Origin of the sequence: Corynebacterium pseudodiphtheriticum (assembly GCF_023509295.1) — a bacterium.
Lineage (GTDB): Bacteria > Actinomycetota > Actinomycetes > Mycobacteriales > Mycobacteriaceae > Corynebacterium > Corynebacterium pseudodiphtheriticum.
Window position 1 is genome coordinate 2,297,015 of sequence record NZ_CP091864.1, and the last position, 20,003, is coordinate 2,317,017.

At 55.6% G+C, this 20,003-nt stretch carries 13 protein-coding genes and 2 pseudogenes; 2 read left to right on the forward strand and 13 right to left on the reverse strand.

Annotation, left to right across the window (positions count from 1 at the left end; genetic code table 11):
* Positions 1 to 201 precede the first annotated feature (201 nt).
* Entirely contained in the window at positions 202 to 777 is a 576-nt protein-coding gene (locus tag L9H78_RS10265; RefSeq protein WP_023018694.1) for a hypothetical protein, read from the reverse strand.
* A gap of 373 nt (positions 778 to 1,150) precedes the next feature.
* On the opposite strand from L9H78_RS10265, the pseudogene L9H78_RS10270 reads away from it, so the two are divergent.
* Positions 1,151 to 1,350, forward strand: a pseudogene (locus tag L9H78_RS10270) (hypothetical protein).
* An 828-nt stretch (positions 1,351 to 2,178) separates the two neighbouring features.
* On the opposite strand, the gene narI reads toward L9H78_RS10270, so the two are convergent.
* The 5 genes from narI to L9H78_RS10295 are packed head-to-tail and all read right to left on the reverse strand — an operon-like array spanning position 2,179 to position 10,533.
* On the reverse strand, positions 2,179 to 2,958 hold the full coding sequence (narI, locus tag L9H78_RS10275; protein ID WP_249606198.1) for a respiratory nitrate reductase subunit gamma: 780 nt from the start codon (positions 2,956 to 2,958) through the stop codon (positions 2,179 to 2,181).
* A 24-nt stretch (positions 2,959 to 2,982) separates the two neighbouring features.
* Positions 2,983 to 3,816, reverse strand: coding sequence for a nitrate reductase molybdenum cofactor assembly chaperone (narJ, locus tag L9H78_RS10280; RefSeq protein ID WP_249620035.1), 834 nt, complete (start codon positions 3,814 to 3,816; stop codon positions 2,983 to 2,985).
* Between the two features lie 27 nt (positions 3,817 to 3,843).
* Complete coding sequence (gene narH / locus L9H78_RS10285) at positions 3,844 to 5,436, reverse strand: nitrate reductase subunit beta (RefSeq protein ID WP_249620036.1); 1,593 nt, start codon at positions 5,434 to 5,436, stop codon at positions 3,844 to 3,846.
* The gene (locus L9H78_RS10290) at positions 5,436 to 9,170 is read right to left on the reverse strand and encodes a nitrate reductase subunit alpha (protein WP_249620037.1); all 3,735 of its coding nucleotides are present in this window, start codon (positions 9,168 to 9,170) and stop codon (positions 5,436 to 5,438) included. The genes narH and L9H78_RS10290 overlap by 1 nt, the downstream gene beginning before the upstream one ends.
* 37 nt (positions 9,171 to 9,207) lie before the next feature.
* Complete coding sequence (locus L9H78_RS10295; protein WP_023018688.1) at positions 9,208 to 10,533, reverse strand: MFS transporter; 1,326 nt, start codon at positions 10,531 to 10,533, stop codon at positions 9,208 to 9,210.
* A 229-nt stretch (positions 10,534 to 10,762) separates the two neighbouring features.
* Between L9H78_RS10295 and L9H78_RS10300 the strand changes: the two genes are divergently transcribed.
* Positions 10,763 to 11,242, forward strand: coding sequence for a molybdopterin-binding protein (locus tag L9H78_RS10300; protein ID WP_249620038.1), 480 nt, complete (start codon positions 10,763 to 10,765; stop codon positions 11,240 to 11,242).
* A gap of 36 nt (positions 11,243 to 11,278) precedes the next feature.
* Here L9H78_RS10300 and L9H78_RS10305 read toward each other — a convergent pair whose 3' ends face one another.
* The 7 genes and pseudogenes from L9H78_RS10305 to L9H78_RS10335 form a co-directional block, all read right to left on the reverse strand.
* Complete coding sequence (locus L9H78_RS10305) at positions 11,279 to 12,349, reverse strand: Fic family protein (RefSeq protein WP_249620039.1); 1,071 nt, start codon at positions 12,347 to 12,349, stop codon at positions 11,279 to 11,281.
* 355 nt (positions 12,350 to 12,704) lie between these two features.
* Positions 12,705 to 13,929, reverse strand: a pseudogene (locus L9H78_RS10310) (IS3 family transposase); the annotation flags it as partial.
* A gap of 314 nt (positions 13,930 to 14,243) precedes the next feature.
* Positions 14,244 to 15,731 carry a choice-of-anchor M domain-containing protein gene (locus tag L9H78_RS10315; RefSeq protein WP_249620040.1) on the reverse strand — a complete coding sequence of 496 codons (1,488 nt, stop codon included), beginning with the start codon at positions 15,729 to 15,731 and terminating at the stop codon, positions 14,244 to 14,246.
* Positions 15,732 to 15,833: 102 nt separating this feature from the next.
* A complete protein-coding gene (locus L9H78_RS10320; RefSeq protein WP_249617937.1) occupies positions 15,834 to 16,724 on the reverse strand; it encodes an anchored repeat-type ABC transporter permease subunit in 891 nt (296 codons plus the stop codon).
* On the reverse strand, positions 16,717 to 17,451 hold the full coding sequence (locus tag L9H78_RS10325; RefSeq protein WP_249617938.1) for an anchored repeat-type ABC transporter ATP-binding subunit: 735 nt from the start codon (positions 17,449 to 17,451) through the stop codon (positions 16,717 to 16,719). Before L9H78_RS10325 ends, L9H78_RS10320 begins: the two co-directional genes overlap by 8 nt.
* A gap of 2 nt (positions 17,452 to 17,453) precedes the next feature.
* The gene (locus L9H78_RS10330) at positions 17,454 to 18,365 is read right to left on the reverse strand and encodes a choice-of-anchor M domain-containing protein (protein WP_249620041.1); all 912 of its coding nucleotides are present in this window, start codon (positions 18,363 to 18,365) and stop codon (positions 17,454 to 17,456) included.
* 15 nt (positions 18,366 to 18,380) lie between these two features.
* On the reverse strand, positions 18,381 to 19,976 hold the full coding sequence (locus L9H78_RS10335) for an anchored repeat ABC transporter, substrate-binding protein (RefSeq protein ID WP_249620042.1): 1,596 nt from the start codon (positions 19,974 to 19,976) through the stop codon (positions 18,381 to 18,383).
* Positions 19,977 to 20,003 lie beyond the last annotated feature (27 nt).

Below are 20,003 nucleotides of genomic sequence, written 5' to 3' on the forward strand. Positions count from 1 at the left end.
GGGCACTTCACTGACGTCGAACACACGATAAGCCTCTCTTAGAGGGGATAATTCAGGTAAATCTTCATCCTCTTGCACGACTGTAATATCCCTTGGGAAATCGTACTGAATTTCATCATCTGTAACTATTACAGAGAAGGTTGCAGCCAGTTGCTCCGCTACGTCCCAAGATTGCTCGGAGCAAACCCTTATATAAGTATGTTACCCATTTCTACCACCCTTAATGGCTTCCTTACAGGCTATATAAACAATAAGAATACCTACACATATCAAGGAAATTCCGGCAATCTGGCCGGCGAGAACAGTTGTCCAGGGAAGAGATTTCACCCCAGGTATATATCCAATTACGAAAGGCTCAGTTAAGAAACACAATGCAAGAATTAAGCTAAGCAAAGGGATTCTATTCGATAAATAGCCTAATAAGCCAAATATCATTCCTGCAGGCAATGAAGCGAGGAACCAAATCTGGTTATCAGAAAAAATACTAGATGAAAAAAATCCGAGAAGCGCGCCCGTCGCATAGTGGACTGCCAACATAAAAAGGAGTGTAAATACTCCGACGAAGGATGAGAGTAGTGTTCTGCCCGATATGGATTTTCCTGCCAGAAATGCACAGCTTATCCATAAAGACGCCGATCCCATGATTTGCCCCACTAGATTGCGTGAGAAAAGTAGCCCGTTCGCCTGCCCTTCGAGCATAGCTGTTGATGTTGCATGGGAAATTGCATAACCCACGGCGATGGCTAGGCAGGCTGTTGGAAGAATGAATCTGTTCATGAGGCCTAACGAAAGAACCTATTGGGTGGACCAGATGGATGCAAGCACTCCCTTGAGCGTGCGTTTCATGCGAGTCTCCTTGTATTTGAGCGGAACTGGGGGCAAGGCCTAGTAGGCCATTCGAACAGCTGTCAATCAAGTAACTAAGTGACACTTTAAATCTATCATCAAATGACTTGAGCTGCGATGGGATTCCGCTATTCATAATTATTAAAGAATGCATATAATTTTGATGGATGAATGTCTATGACCTAGTACCGGCAACCTTCCAATCCCCTCGGTCAAATCCCAGTATCTGACATGTTGATTGTCTGCTGTGTGCCACGACAGTGTGATTCACCCTTTTTAATAGGCCTATCCATATTCTTTTGAAGTGTCCCAGGTTTTGTTCCGTTTGAGTAGATGGGAAAATCTTCGAACATGCCCAAAAAATTTGACCAGGATGCGAAGGACCGTGTGGTCTGTCTCGTGGAAGATCGCATCGTGGCGGAAAATATGTCGATGCACCCCGCGTGCCAAGCAGTAGCCCCAAAGCTGGGGGTTTCATGGCACACGGCTCGTCAATGGACTTAAGCCTGCTCGCCGGGATGGCGATGTTACTCGTGCCGAAGAAGACGTGATTGCTGAAAACGCCAGACTACGTCGTGAAAACCAAGAGCTGCGAGATACTAATGAGCTGCTGAAGGCTGCATCAAAGCTTGGGATACCGCACCCCGGTCGAGGTTGAAGACGCGTTGTGGGAACAAGACGAGTCTCGGGAAATAATAGAAAATAAGGTAAATGCCTAGGAACAAAACCTAGTACACTTCAATATATTCATTCAGGATATATTCATTACGGTATACACAAACCAGGATCCAAACATGAGAACCGCTGGAAATACCGCACTGAACAGCCCAATTCCCGCTATCCATGGTTTACGCTCTGCAATACCTAGGGCTCCTGCACTGAGTCCGAGAACAAAACACACCGGCCAATGGTATAAATCAGTATCTTGCACAAGAAAGCCACCGATTACAGCCAGAAATAGATTAACGGAGATAAGCCCGATCGCGATTTTCGCCTTGGTTTTTCTCACCTGACCCCCAAATATTCCTGATCCCGAAATGCTTTGAGCTAACTCATATTATCGTTTGTCTACCAATAGACCTAGCGCTTTACCGGGATTTGTAAATACGGGGTGATATTTAGGGCTGGCCTCAATAGATAACCCGTTATCATGCAACCTAAATTGTCACTATTCGAGTTTATATAGAGGAAAAAGACCGAAGTGCGTCTCTAGGGAGCAATTTTATCCGCCAACACAAAACCGCCAGCCCTGATGCTCGCAATTGAGCACCGGACTGGCGGCAGTCGCTGCCGGAGCAGCGTATTGAGTCAGATGGCTAGACCCGCGGGAACCTAAGCACCGTGGCTTGGGGTTTCACCTTCCAACTGCTCGCGGTGCGAACGGATTGGCTCCCACGCGGTATTGGAACGCATCGGGGTGGTGCGCTCGTCGCGGGAACGGTACAGCACGTACGGGCGGGTGGTGTACCCCACCGGCGCAGAGAACGCGTGCACCAGGCGGGTAAACGGCCACACGGCAATCAGCGTGAAACCAGCAATGACGTGCACCTTGAACTGCCACGGAGCATTCGCCATGAGGTCCGGCTCAATATTGAAAATCAATAGCTGACGCAACCACGGCGAGATGGTTTCGCGGTAGTCGTATCCACCGGTACCGGCCAGATCAAACAACTGCAGCGTAAACGTCGCGAAAGAACCGGAAATCAGCGCCGCACCCAACAAAATGTACATGACTTTGTCGGAGGTGGACGTCGACAAGAACACCGAACGGTTCTTCAAACGACGGTAGAGCAACCCGGCGAATCCCAGCAACACCGCCAACGCGGCAATGGAACCCGGGATGGTCGCGATCAGGTGGTAAGTGTGATCGTCGATGCCGACGGCGCGAGTCCAGGACTTCGGGAAGGCCAGGCCCATCAGGTGGCCGATGATCACGAAGACCATGCCCCAGTGGAACAGTGGCGACGACAAGCGCAGCAGCTTGGATTCATAAATCTGCGAGGAGTGAGTGGTCCAGCCGAATTGGTCCGAGCGCCAACGCCAGAAGATACCGACGACAAACGCCACAATCGCTAACCACGGGAACGCGCCCCAGAGGAAGTTATCAAACATGGTGTGGTCCTTAATCAATTTTAGTTATACAACGTCCGGCTGCGTGGTCGGGAACGGCAAATCCGCGATGCCGACCATCTCTGCGGGCGGTCCGGTACGGATCAAATCGACGTATTTCTGCGCAGTCTTTGCATCAACCTGCGGCAACGCCTTGCACAATGCGACGATCAGCGCGACATAAGGCGAGCTCGCCTGGTTCAACGCCGCCCGCAGCACCTCAATGCCCTCGCGGTGGCTGGCCACCATTTCCACGGCGCGTTCGTGCTCTTCACCTTCGGTCATCGCCATGGCTTCTAATACCACGCACAGATGATCCGGCAACTCGTCGTCCGAAATCTGGAAACCCAAGGCCTCCAGCTGCTCACGGAACGACAAAATTGCCATGCCCCGCTGGCGAGTATCGCCCACGGCGTAGTAGGACAAGAACAACGCGCAACGACGACGCTGGTCGAAAGTTTCCACGTAGTGTTCTTCCAGCGCACGCGGGCCCACACTGCGGGCCCATTCCGCGAAGTTCACGAAGTCTGTGGCAATCGCCAACGGCAGCTGATCTACCTGCTCTTCGACAGCGGCGAGCTTATCGATGATGTCCTCGCCCGGGTAGTTCAGCAACACAGACACCGCCATCGCGGTGATGCGTCGCTGCTCTTCGGTGACCTCCACCGGGGCAATGAACTCGGTGGGCACTTTACCGGTGTGGGCACGCAGGGTTCGCTCGACGTCCTTGGCGCCACCCATAGTGCCGATACCAGCCGGGGTGCCATATCCGGCGACGGCGTCGTCGGCAGGCGCGGCGGCAAATTTCGGCTTCGTCGACGGAGTCGTCGGGCGTTTGCGCAGTTTGTCGAAGATACTCAAGGGTTGCTCCTACTTCTTCCCTATTCCCTATTTTTTCGGAGGGAACATCGAATCGGGGCGGTCACCGCTCCACGACAACAGCGAGACTTTGCCTCCTTGCGCAGCACTGCTGGTGCAGGCTTCCGGTGCTCCCATGCCCAGGTCGTGGAATACGTCCTCGGAGGCCTGTGCCGGATCGACACCACCGAATGGGTCCAGGTTGGAAATGCCACGTGGGGTTTCCGGAGAAGCGGTCGGGATGACGTAGCGGTCGTCGTACTTCGCGATGGACAGCAGACGGTACATTTCTTCGATCTGCTTGCCGGTCATGCCGACGGCCTGGGCAATTTCTTCCTTCGGCTCGTTGCCCAGGTTGATATCGCGCATGTAGGAACGCATAGCCACCAGGCGGCGCAGGGATTTCTCCACCGGCACGGTATCGCCCGCGGTGAACAAACCAGCCAGGTAATCCAGCGGGATGCGCATATTCGACAAAGCCGAGAACAAGATCTTGTGATCCTCGCCGTCGTTGCCGGAAGCAGTCACGCTGTCGACGATTGGGGACAGCGGCGGGATGTACCAGACCATAGGCAAGGTGCGGTACTCCGGGTGCAGCGGCAAAGCAACACCGTACTTGAAGATCAGATCATAGATCGGCGACTGCTGGGCAGCATCAATCCAGGAGTGCGGGATGCCCTCTGCTTGTGCGGCACGCACCACCTCTGGGTCGTGCGGATCCAGCATGATGGACTTCTGCGCCTCGAACAGATCCTGCTCGTTTTCGGTGGCAGCGGCCTCAGCGACGCGGTCGGCGTCGTAAAGAATCACGCCCAGGTAGCGCAGACGGCCCACGCAGGTCTCAGAGCACACCGTCGGCTGGCCGACCTCCAAACGCGGGTAGCACAAAGTACATTTCTCGGCTTTACCAGTCTTGTGGTTGAAATAAACCTTCTTGTACGGGCAGCCGGAAACGCACATGCGCCAACCACGGCAACGGTCTTGGTCCACCAGAACAATGCCGTCCTCGGTGCGCTTGTACATCGCACCAGATGGGCACGAGGAAACACAGGTCGGGTTCATGCAGTGCTCGCAGATACGCGGCAGGTAGAACATGAACGAATCCTCGATTTCCTTTTTCACCTCGAGGTTCATGTTGTGCAAGATCGGATCATCGTCCATGGTTGCGGTGGAACCACCCAGGTTATCGTCCCAGTTGGACGACCATTCAATCTTGCTGATGTCGCGGCCGTCGATCTGCGATACCGGCTTTGCGGTTGGCTGCGTTTTCTGCCCAGCCTTCGCACCCATCAGATCTTCGTACTGGTAAGTCCAAGGCTCGTAGTAGTCCTTGAGCTCCGGCAAGTTCGGGTTGTGGAACAGCGTCGCCAATTTCTTGATGCGTCCACCGGCTTTCGGCTTCAGCTTGCCAGAGCTGGTGCGTTCCCAGCCGCCTTTCCACTTCTCCTGGTCCTCCCATGTGCGTGGGTACCCCAGACCCGGGCGGGTCTCGACGTTGTTGAACCAGATGTACTCGGTGCCTTCACGGTTGGTCCATGCCTGCTTACAGGTCACCGAACAAGTGTGGCAGCCAATGCACTTGTCCAGGTTCATGATCATGGAAATTTGGGCCATGACTTTCATTAGTAGGAAACCTCCTGTGAACGGCGACGGACGCGAGTAACCTCATCGCGGTTGTTGCCAGTCGGGCCGATGTAGTTGAAGTGGTAGGTCAGCTGGCCGTAACCGCCAGCGATGTGTACCGGTTTGATAGAGATGCGGGTCAGCGAGTTGTGCGTGCCGCCGCGTCGGCCAGTGTGCTCATTGATCGGCGTGCCGACGGTGCGTTCCTGGGCGTGGTTACAGATCATCGTGCCCTCCGGGATGCGGTGGGAGACGATGGCACGCGCAGACACCACACCGTTGCGGTTGTAGACCTCGACCCAGTCGTTGTCCGTAACCCCGATCTTCTCGGCGTCCTTGTTGGACATCCACACAACCTGCCCACCACGCGAGATGGACAAAACGTGCAGGTTATCGAAGTACTGCGAGTGGATCGACCACTTGTTGTGCGTCGTCAAGTAACGCAGCGTGACTTCGGCTTCGCCACGGTCGTTGGTCAGTTCCGTGCCCGGCGCGAATTCGCCGTGCATGTGGACGTGATCCAGCGGTGGCCGGAAAATCGGCAGGGTTTCGCCGTAGTCAATGTACCAGTCGTGGTCGATGTAGTACTGCATGCGGCCAGTGACGGTGTGCCATGGTTTGTCGAATTCCACGTTGATGGAAAACGCGGTGTAGCGGCGCTTGTTGCGCTTGTCGGCGGTCCACTCCGGCGAGGTAATGACCTCTTTCGGGCGTTCCTTGATGTCGTCCCAGGTGATGCGCACGTCTTCGTCGGCCGCACCCAGTGGGGTGAGGTCTTTGCCAGTGCGCGAGGACAGGAACTCAAAGCCTTGCTTGGCCAGCTCGCCATTCGACACACCAGACAGGTGCAAAATGGCGTCGATGACCTTGGTGTCCTTGGACAGATCCACCAGCTCGCCCATGGAAGTTTCCGAGGTACCGCAGATCAGCTCAAGCTCTTTGGCCTGCTTTTCGACGTTGAACTTGGTGCCGTGCACGCCAGTTCCGGCCTTTGCTGGCAGCGGGCCGAGGTGGGTCCACTTCTCGTAGATCTTGGTGTAATCACGCTCGACGACGTGCAGCTTCGGCATGGTCACGCCCGGGATCAGTCCCTGCTCTTCCACGTTCGGCACCACGCCGTTTGGCATGCCCAGCTCGTCGGGGCTGTCGTGGTGGCTTGGCTGCGTGACGACGTCGCGCTGCTTGCCCAGCCAGGTGGTGGCCTTGTCAGACAGGTCTGCGGCGAGATCGCGGAAGATCTCGAAGTCGGTGCGTGCCTCCCATGGTGGGTTAATCGCGGCGTTGAACGAGTGCAGGTACGGGTGCATATCCGTCGAGGACATGTCGTGCTTTTCGTACCAGGTCGCCGCCGGGAACACCAGGTCAGAGACCAGAGTGGTAGAGGTATTGCGGAAATCGGCGGTCATCATCAGATCGAGCTTGCCGACGGGCACGTCATCGGTCCATTTGATGGTGCGCGGGCGATCTTCTTCTGCCAGTTCCGGCGCGTTGGCATCGGAGTCGATGCCCAGCAGGTGGCGGAGGAAGAACTCGGTGCCTTTCGCGGAGGAGCCCAGCAGGTTGGTACGCCAGTTGATGAGGATGCGTGGCCAGTTCTCTTCTGCCGATGGGTTGTCGTAGGAGAACTCCAGGTCGCCTTTTTCTAGCTGCTGGACGACGTAATCGTTGACTTCCATGCCGGCTTCGTCGGCTTCGTCAGCCAAGAACAGCGAGTTGCGGTTGAACTGCGGGTAGGCCGGCATCCAGCCACGACGCATGGCTTCTGCCATGGTGTCGGAGACCATCTTGTCACCGATGGCGTCGTTGTTGGCCAATGGCGAGCCCAGGTGGGATGCCCGCGAGTTGTCGTAGCGGTATTGCTCGGTGGCGAAGTAGTAGAAGCCGGTGGTGATCATGTGGCGCGGTGGGCGCTGCCAGTCGGCAGACATGGCCCACTGGGTCCAGCCATTCATCGGACGCAGTTTTTCCTGGCCGACGTAGTGCGCCCAGCCGCCACCGTTGACGCCCTGGGTGCCGCACATGGAGGTCAGTGCCAAGAAGGTGCGGTAGATGTTGTCGGCGTGGAAGTAGTGGTTCACGCCGGCGCCCATGATGATCTGCGAGCGGCCCTGTGAATCGGCAGCATTCTGCGCGAATTCGCGGCCAATGCGGATCGCGGTTTCGGCTGCGACACCAGTCAAACCTTCTTGCCATGCTGGGGTGCCTACTTCGCTGGCGTCATGGAAGTCCTTCGGCCAGGAGCCAGGCAGGTTCAGTTCTTCACGGTTCACGCCATAGTGCGCGAGCATGACGTCGTAGACAGTGGTGACGAGCTTGCCGTCAACCTCACGTACCGGAACGCCGCGGTGCACGACACCAGCGCCGATTGGCTTACCGGTTCCGACGTCTTCTGGGTTGGCATCCAAGTCAAAACGTGGGAACAGCACCTCTGCGGTGTCGAATTGGTCGGTCTCGGCGATCGACATGACCGGGTCTGCGTGATCCAGCGCCAGGTTCCACTTCGACGATTCCATATCCCAGCGGTCGGCAACCGTGCCGCCTGGGTCGACGACGCGACCGTCTTCTTCCATGACCAAGCCACGGTGGGTCGCGTTGGGTGATTCCTTCAGGGTGTCATCGCTGACCTGCGAGGCGGTCAGGAATTTACCTGGGGTGTAGGTGCCGTCGTCACGCTTGTCCAGAGCCACCAAGAATGGCGAGTCAGTGTATTTCCGCATGTAGTTGAGGAAGTACGGCTCCTGGCGGTCCACGTGGAAGGTCTTCAGGATGACGTGCCCCATGGCGAACGCTAGCGCGGCGTCGGTGCCTGGTTGGATGCGGGCCCATTCGTCGGCGAACTTGGTGTTATCCGCGAAATCCGGGGAGACCACGACAACCTTGGTGCCCTTGTAGCGGGCTTCCACCATGAAGTGGGCGTCCGGGGTACGGGTGACCGGGATGTTGGAGCCCCACATCATCAGGTAGGACGAGTTGTACCAGTCGCCGGATTCTGGGACGTCGGTTTGGTCGCCGAAAGTCTGTGGCGATGCCGGTGGCAAGTCGGCGTACCAGTCGTAGAAGGACAGGGCGACGCCGCCGATGGACTGCAAGAAACGCATGCCGGCGCCGTAGGACACCTGCGACATGGCCGGAATAACGGTGAAGCCGTTGATGCGGTCTGGGCCGTACTTACGGATGGTGTAGACGTGCGCCGCCGAAGCAATATCGATGGCCTCTTCGTAGGAAATGCGGATCAAGCCGCCCTTGCCGCGCTGCGAAACATAAGCGCGGCGCTTTTCTGGGTCTTCTTGGATCGCGCGCCACGCCAGCACGGAATCGCCGTGCTTTTTCTTTTCCTCACGGAACATGTCCACGAGCACGCCACGGGCGTATGGGTAACGCACACGAGTTGGCGAGTAGGTGTACCAAGAGAACGACGCACCACGTGGGCAACCGCGGGGCTCATATTCTGGCATGTCGTTGCCGGTGGTTGGGTAATCCACAGCCTGGGATTCCCAGGTGATCACGCCATCTTTGACGTAGACCTTCCACGAGCAGGAACCAGTACAGTTCACGCCGTGGGTGGAACGGACCATCTTGTCGAAGGCCCAGCGGTTGCGGTAGAAAACGTCCGCTTGGCGGCCGCCTTTTAAGAACAGCTGTTGGCCAGACTCCGTGGCCTCACCTTTGCGCAGGTAGGCACCGAGCTTAAACAGCGGATTCGGTTTTGGGGAACCGGAAGTAGCAGTAGTCATGGGGGAATGTGCTCCTATTTATCCTGTATACGGCGCTTTATCCTGGGTATGGTGCGTTCGGGCGGGCGTAGAAGATCCAGACCAGCACCGTGGTGATCGAGAAGTACACAACGCAGCCGATGAAGAAGACCGTTGGGGCCAGCATCGAAAGCAGGACACCGACGATGAATGGTCCGAAGGCTGCCGTGGCACCGGTCCAACCGATCACACCGCCAGCCTGCCGCTTCGGCAGAATCATCGGCATCTGCTTGAAGGTTCCGGCGTTAGCCAAGCCAGTGAAGAAGAAGACCACCAGCATCGAGCCTAAGAACCACCACATCTGATCCGGGTGGGTAGGCGTCAGGAAGAACGTGGCGACGACGGTGAAGATCGTCATTCCGAGACAGCCGATGAACGTCCAGATGGCACCGCCGAATTTATCGCACAGTGGGCCCCACATTGCGCGAACCAGGGCGCCAATGAGTGGTCCAAGGAAGGCGAAAGTAGCACCGTTCGGCAGATCTTCGAATTGACCAGCAAATTCCGAGCCAGCACCAAAGGTCTGGTTGATCAGCAGTGGCAGCTGGGCTGCAAAGCCTGCGAATCCACCGAAAGTCATCATGTAGACAACGGTCAAAATCCAGGTGTTTTTGTTGCCGAAGATGTCGATCTGCTGGCGGAAGTTCGCCTCAATCGGAACGTCTTTCAACAGAGTGAACGCCAAGATTGCACCAACGATGGCCCATGGGACCAGGAAAATCGCTGGGTTGTGCACGAAAATGTTGCCGTCGTCGGTACGCTGCGGTGCGACGAAACCAACACCCAGCAGGGTGAATCCCATCAACCATGGAGCAACCAACTGGATGAACGAAATACCGAAGTTACCGATACCCGCCTGCAGGCCTAGTGCGGTGCCGGACAGACGCTTCGGGAAGAAGTAACCGGTCGAGGGCATGAATCCGGAGAACACGCCGCCGCCGACACCAGACATAAAGGCAAGAACCAGCAGCCACCAGTACGGGGTGGAAGTGTCTTGTACAGCGAAGAACCAGCCGAGCATCGGGATGATGAACAGCAGAGAAGAAACCCAAACTAGCTTGCGGGTACCCATGATGGGAGGCATGAACATAAAGAACAAGCGGAATAAACCGCAGGCCAGGCCTGGAATCGAGGTCAGCCAATAAAGCTGAGCAGTGGTCAGGTCGAATCCGATTGCATTAAGCTGTGGAGCAATTGCGGAGACCAGGTACCAAGTGGCAAAACCAATAACGAGAACGAAGGTGGAAATCCACAGTGTTCGCCAGGCTATTTTGGAGTCCCAGTGATCGGATTTTTCCGGATCCCATCCCTGGATGACTTTGCCTGAGGTATCGAGAGTAGTCATTGTATCCTCATTAGTCGTAGGGCCTATGACCCCCAATCTAGTGGTATATGAATCGATCAAGGAAACCCGAAACGGCTAAATTTTTATTAAATTACGACACACAAATCTTGCGTAATTCGCATAGCGGACAATCTTGCAGGTAGGGCACTTAAGGTAGCCCTAAGCTGGGGAAATAACCCTCTCTTATGACTTTTATCACCACTCATTTTCAAGAAATTGGAGGCGGAATATGGGTACAAAACTAGCTGCCATCATCGTCAGCTCCGACCGAGTTTTACAGAAAGATAAAACCAATAAATCCGGTGAAATTGCACAAGATTTTATTAAAAATTACGGATTGCAATTGCACTTTTCAAAAGTTGTCACAGAAGGTTACACCCCCGTCGATGATGCTATAAAAACGGCTCTCGCGGATGGTTGTGAAATCATCATCGTCATCGGCGGAACCGGCATTGGTGCTACCAACTTCACGCCAGAAGTTACCGAAAACTACCTCAGCGCCCGCCTACACGGCCTAGAAACACAAGTGCTGCTGCGTGGTTTAGAAGCTTCACCCAAGGCAGGTCTGTCCCGCGGGATCATTGGCATGACCGAGCACGGCGGCGGGAGCCTAATCATCAACTGCGCCTCGTCGTCCGGCGCGGTCACCGACACACTGTCCGTAGTGTTTCCACTTTTGCCGGATATTTTTCGGGACTGCACGAACTAAAGCCGACGGTTAGGTTAAGAAACTACGGCCGTAGCATTAGACTTCCTGCAATCCGAGAATCGCGGTCCCGTTCTCTGTCAATTCAAAGGACAATGGTTTCTTAGAAACTTCCCGCACGACGCCCTGAGCGACAAGTTCGCGTGCAACTGGTCGCACAGTATTCCAGTGTTTGCCCATGTATTGCCCAATCTCCTGCAGGGACACCGGCTCATGGGGACCGAACAGAAACGCCTGCCCAAGAATCGACAAAAACGCCTTCTGGTAATCCGAGAATTCGGCTCCCCCGATCCTGCCTTCCAAGTTAAGAAGCTGCACCCGCTTCTCGTCGAGGGATTCTTCTAGTTCTAATTGAGCGTCACCAATGAGGTCGGCGATTGCTTTAACGAAGAAAGTGACTTCCCGACGGTTCAGTGACTGCTCGGCCTGCTGGAAGGCGGAATAGTATTTCGTCCGCTGCACTGAAAACTGGTGCGACAAAGACATTGCGGTCGGCGCCGACAGAACATCCAATAACCGAAACGCCAACAAAAACCGCCCTAACCTCCCGTTGCCGTCATAAAACGGGTGGGTGTATTCGAGCATAAAATGCCCCACTATTGCCTGCACCAAAGAATTCTCGGTGCTAGCTTGGGTGCGCAAAAAAGTACCCATTCTATGCTCGATATCTTCTTCCGCCCCCGGCGCCCGATGAAGCGTTTTCGTTCCATCGAAGATCGTGACTTCCTGCCGACGGAAATGCTTCCCGTCTGGTGCGTCTTCGGCGGCAATTTCGTGCGCAAGTAGCTCATCGTAAAGCTTTCGCAACTGCTGCACGGTTTTCGGGAATTCCATGCGCTCGGAATCTGGCACTAGCAATGATTGGTACAGCCCAGCCATTTCCCGAAATCGTTTGTGGGCGGTAGTAGAGGGCCGTTCCAAAGCAGACGCGATTTCTTTCCTCGTAGAAAAAATCCCTTCAATGGCATTTGTCGCCCGAATTTCAGAGATTAAGATTCCCAGCAAATAGTGCTGTCGTCCAATGCCCGGAAGTGCCGCCCATTTTTCGGAAATTCGCAGTTCAGTGTGCCAGATTCTTTCCAATAGTGCGGCAAGCTCGACGGTCATCATCAGGAATAGCGGATGCCCCGCGACATCGAAATCCCATTATAGAGTCGCTGGTGAATCGAGTCTTTGCGCGTGTTCTTTCTCCAACTCCGAATGACCGTGCCGACTCGCATGAAAGACCGTCTTCAATGGCTTATAACCAGTTGTGCTTGCCATGAGTCGCGCCTTCTTCGGGTCGGTGTTACTGCTTTAGATCAGCGTCATATGTTAAATCAGCGTTGTATTTTCACTGAACGCTGTAAGAATTGAGCGCTGTAAGAATAGAGACAATAATAGCGCGCTATTTTACAAAAATCGCGGTTTTTGTAAAATAGCGCGCCGCAGTGAACTTGCCCCCGAAAGTTGGACTGGTTTAATTCTAGGCGGTTAGAGGCTTTAGGGTCTGGTTCCGGTACTGCATCGGAGTCAGGCCCTTGAGTCGTTTCTGGATGCGTTCATGGTTATACCAACGAATGTATTCATCAAGTGCCTGGTAGAACTCTGCCAGACTGGTGAATGTTTCACCGTGGTACATCTCCGTTTTCAGGTGCCCGAAGAAGTTTTCCATCACTGCATTGTCGTAACAGTTTCCCCTCCTTGACATCGACTGTGTCCCACCAATACCTGTGATGAGTGTGCGCCAACTCGAATGCTGGTACTGGAATCCCTGATCGGTATGCACCACCAACCCTTGATCTGGTGATTCTTGCGCGATGGCATCACGCAAAGACTGCGAGGTAAACACCGTATTCGGTGAGGTTGAAACGCTGTACGACACGATCGAGCGATCACATAAGTCCATAATTGGCGATAGATAGACTTTGGTGCCAGCAACGCGAAACTCCGTGACATCGCTTGCCCACACCGTATTTGGCTGATCAGGGGTGAAACATCGATTCACTACATTGGCTGCGATGTCATTGACTGTGCCTTTGTACGAGTTGTACTTCTTTTTCGCCCTGACTTTGGACTTAAGCCCCAGTTGGTCCATGAGCTTGTAGACCAGCTTATGGTTGACGACCCATCCTTGTCTGCGTAGCTGGGCATGCACTCGCCGGTAACCATAACGACGGTTCATACGCTCAAAGACATCGACGATTGCCTGTTTGAGCTGGGCATGCTTGTTGGCCTTGGTGAGGCGTTGTTGGTGATAGAAAAATGTTGACCGGGCAAGACGTGCCGCCACCAGTAGGTCTTCCAGGCGGTGGGCTGACTTGAGGATGACGATAGCTTCTACTTTCAGCCTTGTCGCTGGTTCCTCAAGTCCTGCAATTTTTTTAAGTACGCATTTTCTGCCTGTAGTTTCTCTACCTCGCGGCGTAGCCGATCTTCCTCGGTGAGCGGTGTCGAGCTGGTGCTGCGTTTGGCTCGTCCCTTCGGTTTCGGCTGCAACGCTTGATCACCACCTGCACGCCAAGCCCTTACCCAATGAGTGACAAGTTGATCCGATGACAAACCAAATTCCCTGGCCAGTTCCATCGTGGACTGGCCGCCTATGAACCGATCGACAACTTCCTTTTTCGTCTCGAAGGAAAACTGCTGCTTAGTTGGTTTCTCCACAAGACATAGTCTGCCATGCAGCTGGAAACGACGTTCAAGCTTTCGTACTGGATTATGAGTAACACCAAGCCGATTTGCTGCCGCCGCATAACCCAACCCCTGTTCAAATAAATCAACGAGCTGCTGGCGTTGAGATTCACTCAAAGAACTGCGTGCTCTCATAAAAAGTACTCCCTACTAGTCAGAAACTGATTTTTCAGTCCAACTAATGGGGAGCACTTCACAGGGTGGGTCTAATTTACACCTCTGGTTTAGATCCCTGATTTAGATCCCTGGTTTAGTCCTCGGGTTTAGACAGGAATCTTTGTGCTCCCACCGGTTACTTCCGGGCCCAGCAAGCTACTCGCCTCCCAACAACTTATTTGTTGCGGGAACGCTGCCACATCACAACATAAATACCGATGCCCAACGCAAAGGCGAATACGCCCAAGCCGAGGATCAAGCCGGAGAAGAAGCTCATCGACGACGAGGTCGGCTTGTAGTTCGCGCTCGTGGCACCACGCTGTGCAGCACCATCAGCACTGGCGAATGCATCACCCTGACCATCGACACCTGATAGGTTTGCGCCTTCAGCACCTTCTACCGGAGCTGCTTCCAGGCCCGGAGCTGCCCCGGAACCACCAGCACTTGGTGCCGGGGCTGGAGCTGGCGCTGGAGCTGGGGCTGGAGCCTTGGCAGGAACTATTGCGGCACTCGAACCACCAGTGTTCGCCCCACCACTACGCGGTGCAGGAGCAGGTGCTGGGGCTGCTCCTCCACCAGCGTTCGGTGCAGCCTGAGCTGGCTTCGGTCCCCCACCGGCTGGGGCCGGTTTAGCGTCCCCGTTAGCACCCGGCTGACCTGGTTTCGCTGGAGCTGGTTTATTACCAGCGTTTGGCGCTCCCGGTGCACCCGGCGCGCCTGGCTTCCCGGAAGCATTCGGCTTCGGCGCTTTCTTGTCGTCTTCCTTGGTGAAAGGCGCAACGAGTTTACGCACCGACTTCTCAATGCCCGAGATCGCCTTTTCCGTCTGGCTGATTTCTTTTTCCATCGCGGTTAAGTGATCGCCAAAGGTCTTAGGTTTCCCGCTGGTACCCTTGCTCTTCGAACCAGAATTAGTGCCGGTGCTCGTTGATCCGCGATCAGCACAGTCGTAGTCACCGACCAGGAACATCACGTCCAAGGTCTTAGTTCCGCCGCGTGGCAACTTGAATTCAAATCCCACCTCATACACACCGGCTTTTTCAAACACGAATCCGGTGTGCACGTGCGTGTTATACGGGATCGGCCAGGCGTCGTCCGCATCGTCGGAATCCAGCACAATTTTGTTGCTGCCGAAACCTTCCGGCAGCCAACCAATCATCCGGCCAGGGCCCTGCTTCAGGTTCAGGTTCATCGACACTGATTCGCCTTCCACCAGGTGGTCGCCCAGATACATCGTGGAAAAACCAAGCCACGGAACGTTGGGTAACTGCGTTTGTGGCAGGTACCAGCCTTCGTCGGGAAGCCCGCTGATGCCCAGAGCATCGAGTTTCACATGCTGGTCATTGGAGACCTCAACTACGCTGCGCCCAGACCCATAGGACAACGACTCGCCGGAGGAATCATCAATCAGTGCAGGTTCTAATCCGTTCTCCGAAAGAACCGTCATGTCCTGGTGGCCATGCGTGATCTTATGATCCGGAGTCCAACCTTCCGAGGCGGTGCAGATTTCGTGGATTTGGGCGCTTGCCGACGGCGCCAACATTCCAGCGCCCAGGCCAGCCGTCGCCAAGCCAATGGTCAAACCCAAGCTCAAGGATGTCTTCGAGAACCGGCGCGGGCTGCGCGGACGGCGAAGGCGGTGCACACTGTTCGTGGATTTCATGGTTCCTCCCAAGGACGTTAGAAATAAAATTTCGTATTTTTCAGTATTGAATTAGTTGACTGGTTTAGCGAGCTGGTTGGCTAGCCGTGTTACCTAGCTGTTTTAGCTGGCTGGCTGTTTGCTCACCCGCGCTGCTCTGCTGGTTTGCAGGGTTCTTATCGACGGCATCAATGCCCAAACCACCAAGAACCAGGCCGAAAGCAGCAGCACGATGCTGGCCCCAGCCGGAAGATCGAATGCCCAGGCAATATAAAGCCCAAAGAAGCTTCCCAACGCGCCGAAGGTCGCCGAAAGCACCATCATCGTCGTCAAGTTTGCGGTGATCAGGCGGGCGGTGGCCGGCGGCGCGATCAGGAGGGCGAGCACCAGGATGTTACCGACGGTACCCACTGAGATCACTACCGCCGCGGTGACAGCCAGGTAGAGCACGATGTCCATCAACAGCACCGGAATGTTCATGGCACGCGCGGTTTCGCGGTCCAGGCAGGTCACGTTCAATTGTGGGCCAATGACGACGATCGTCGCCAAGACCAGTACGGATACCGCCAGGGCTAACCACACATCAGTGCTGGAAACACCAGTGAGCGAGCCGAAGAGGAAGCTGCTCAGCGAGGCGGTATATCCCTCGGTGCGGGAGATGATGACCATGCCCACCGCGAAGGAAGCAGCGAAGAAAATACCAATCACGGAATCCTCGCGGACGTTTTGCCGCTGCGAGAACAACGCAATCAAAATCGCGACCACCGCACCGGCCACTGCACCACCCAGCAGAACGGAAACCTGCAGGGCGAACGCGATGGTCAGGCCCGGAAACACAGCATGGGAAACCGCATCACCGATAAAGGCCATGCCGCGCAACACGACATAACAGCCGACGACGGCGCACGTAATCGCGGCAATCACGGAAATCGCCACCGCACGCGCCAGAAAATCCAGCTGTGGGTTCGCGAGATCCATCAGGAACTCCGGAAAAGAAATCACAGAATTAGGCATTAGCCCCCACCCCAATCGCAGATAGCAGCGGCGAGCTTGGTGCGACGGCGAAGGTCTCGGACCAGATCTGTGGGTTCGCGCGGATCTCGTCGGCAGGCCCATCGGCCATAATCCCCTTGTTAAACAACACCACGCGGTGGCAAGTGTGCACGGCTTCAGCCAGATTGTGGCTGGACATCACGATACTCGTGCCCTGCGAACTCAAGTGCGCAAACAAATCTAATAGCCCCTCCGTATTCGGCGCATCCAGCCCCGTGAATGGTTCATCCAAAAACAACACCTCCGGGCGGGTAGCCAAAGCACGCGCCAACAACACGCGCTGCCGCTGCCCACCGGAAAGCTCCGCAATTGGTCGCTGAGCTAGATCCTGCAAGTTCGTCAGCTCAAGTGCGGCTTCCACTGCATCGTGATCCTCAGCGCCTGGACGACGGAACCAACCAATCAAACCGGTGCGCCCAGAAAGCACAGTTTTGCGAACGTTCCAGGGAAACTCCCAAGCGACGTCGTGCCGCTGCGGCACATAGCCAATCGAAGCATGAACCTGCACATTCCCAGATTTCACCGGGACCAACCCCAAAATGGAGCGCATAAACGTGGTTTTTCCTGCACCATTTGGCCCGAGCAGGCCGATGAATTCACCGGAAGCGATCTCGATTGCGGCATCGCTAATTACCTGGCGCCCGCCCAGGAAAACCTGCAGCTTGTCGACGGAAATAAGCGGGTGCATGTCTATTTCTTCTTTCCGCGACTAATGACACCAACACCAACCAGCACGATGACGAGCACGATTCCGCCGACCAGCAACCAGGAGATCTGGACCCCAGAAGAACCAGTGGAGGCGTTTTCCCAGTCAAAAACAGCATTGTGGGCTTCAGCCGGGTCTGTGCCCTCGCCAACCGCGAAAGTCACCGCCTCTCGTGCCGAGAGTTCCTGGCCGTCGTTGGTGGTGGCAGTAATCTGCAGTCCCACCTGGTGCACGCCGGGGTCGGTAAACGTCCAATTCGCGTGGGTGTGGGTGTGCAGCTCAACAAAGAAGTCATCGTCTTTGCCCTTAGCCGTCGACCACAGCACATCCGGGGCTTCGAAACCGCCATTTTGCAGGAACAATGCGAATTCACCCGGGCCAGAATGCCCCGCAAAATCCATGGTCACACCGTTTTGTACGTTATCTGTCAGAGCTGGGGACTGAGTATTCCAACCCAACCACGGCACATCCACAATTTCAGTTTGTGGCACTACATAAGCTGGTTCATTCGCACCGGCGCCGACGAAAGAGAAATCATCGTTATCCGGCAGAGTCTGCACCGAGTTATCCCGTAGTTGGAACACAATATCGTCTAAGTGTCGCCACACTGGTGGATGGTTCCGATCATCGCGGGCAAAAATTTCTAATTCGCCGTCGATCACCATCGCACCGATATCAACGTGCCCGGATTCGATGACCACTTTTTCGCCTTCCGGAGCGATGGCTTCATCGCCGGTCACCACCTGCGAGAGATCACTTCCCTGCGCTGTTGCTGCTGGTTGGATTGCCGGGAAAAACCCAGTAGCGATACTGGTGGCTGCAGCGAGTGCTACGCCACAAGCACGAGCGCGCAGTGCGGCTTTGTGGGAAGTTTGCACCGAAGTTTTCTGTGACATGAGAGTTCCTTTTCGTTAGTTCGAATCTGTACTGGTGTGAGGGGTTGGTTGGGGCGGGCTGTCGGCCAAACATCGGTTGATTTCATTCGCATTGAAACGCATCAGATCTAAATACGTCGGCACATCCTTGTCCAAGGTGTCGCCGTAGATCGTGCACACCTGTGCCCCGGCCCGGCGCGCGGTTTCTTCCAATGTAGAAGTGGAGGCAGCAGAGTTCGGCTCGACGAATACCGCCGGAATATCCAAGTTGTCCAACGTGCGCTGCAGAGCAATCACATCGCGTGGGGAAGGCTCGATCGAGGCATTCGGGGTAACAAAACCTGCGATATTAATGCCGTAGCCCTGCTCAAGGTAGGTGTAGCCATGGTGCGTAGTGACCAGGTGGCGACGGTGTTCCGGGATGGCGTCGTAGGTCGCGTGCAGTTGCTCGTCGACAAGCTGGACCTGGTGGTTATATTCCTCGGCGCGCTGCTGGTAGCGGTGGCCGTTCGACGGGTCGGCTTGTGCCAGTTTTTCTGCAATAACCTCGACATAAGCTCGAACATTGCGGGTGTTGTGCCAGAGATGGGGGTCAATTTCACCGTGGAGGTGTTTGCCCAGCACTGCTTGCGGCAGCAAGTAGGTTTCTGCGCCTGGCCGGCCCAGGAAGCGATAGGCCGGGTCCGGTGGGATGGCTTGCAGCGTCGACGACGGGATCGCGAGCACGGTGGTTTCCGGGTCAAAGTGGGCATCGTGGTCTTTTAAGCTGATGGTGCCGTTCGCTAGATCTGCGGTGATATCGACGTGACCGGAATCGATAACGTGAGCGCCTTCTTCCGGGTTTACGCCGACGGCAACAGTGATGGTTTGTTCCTGTGTTGCCTCGGTACCCGGCTGCCCTTGGGCCGCGAAAGTAAGCTTGTAGGTACCGGGTTCGCTAAATGCCCAGGACACGTGCGTGTGGGCGTTTGCGGGAAGATCAATGCCGGAATCCGACGGGAAGATCTGTTCCGGGGTGCCGAACGTCGAAACGATATAGGCTGCTACATCGCCTGGGCCCTGGGCATGAGTCATGCGGAATTTCACTGAGTTAGATTGCTCCGCACCTTGGACGCGTAAACCCAACCACACCGCATCCAGGGCCACGTTTTCCACCAACGGGATCAACTCTGCACCATAGGACGGCGAAAGGTCAGCCACCTCGACAACTTCCCCCGAAGTGGATTGCCGTAACGTCTCCGCGAGCGCGGGTGGCTCCAGCAACAGACCATTGGCAAAGGCCAGATCCGCGTAGGCGACCTCGCGTACAGTGCGCAAGGTCGGTTCGAAATCGTGCGGGTCTTTGCCCGCCGGGATCAATGTGGTTACCTGTGCGTCCTCGCCAGCGACGTGCGACACCAGGTCCGCGAGAATAGGCGTGGTGGCCACGACCTGCAGGCGGTGCTGGTGCGGTTCATTCTGCGCTGCGCCCACCGTGCGCGTAGTCTCGTTTGCCCCGCTGAAAGCATAGGCGCCACCTGCAGTCACCGTGATCGCCAAAGCTGCAGCCAAGCCCAAGCCCAGTTTTTTGCTACCAGACCACCGCGCAACGCCAGTGCGCTGCGCGGATATGGAGGTGCGGCGGTCTTTCATACTCAATCTTTCTACAAGCTGGTTTGC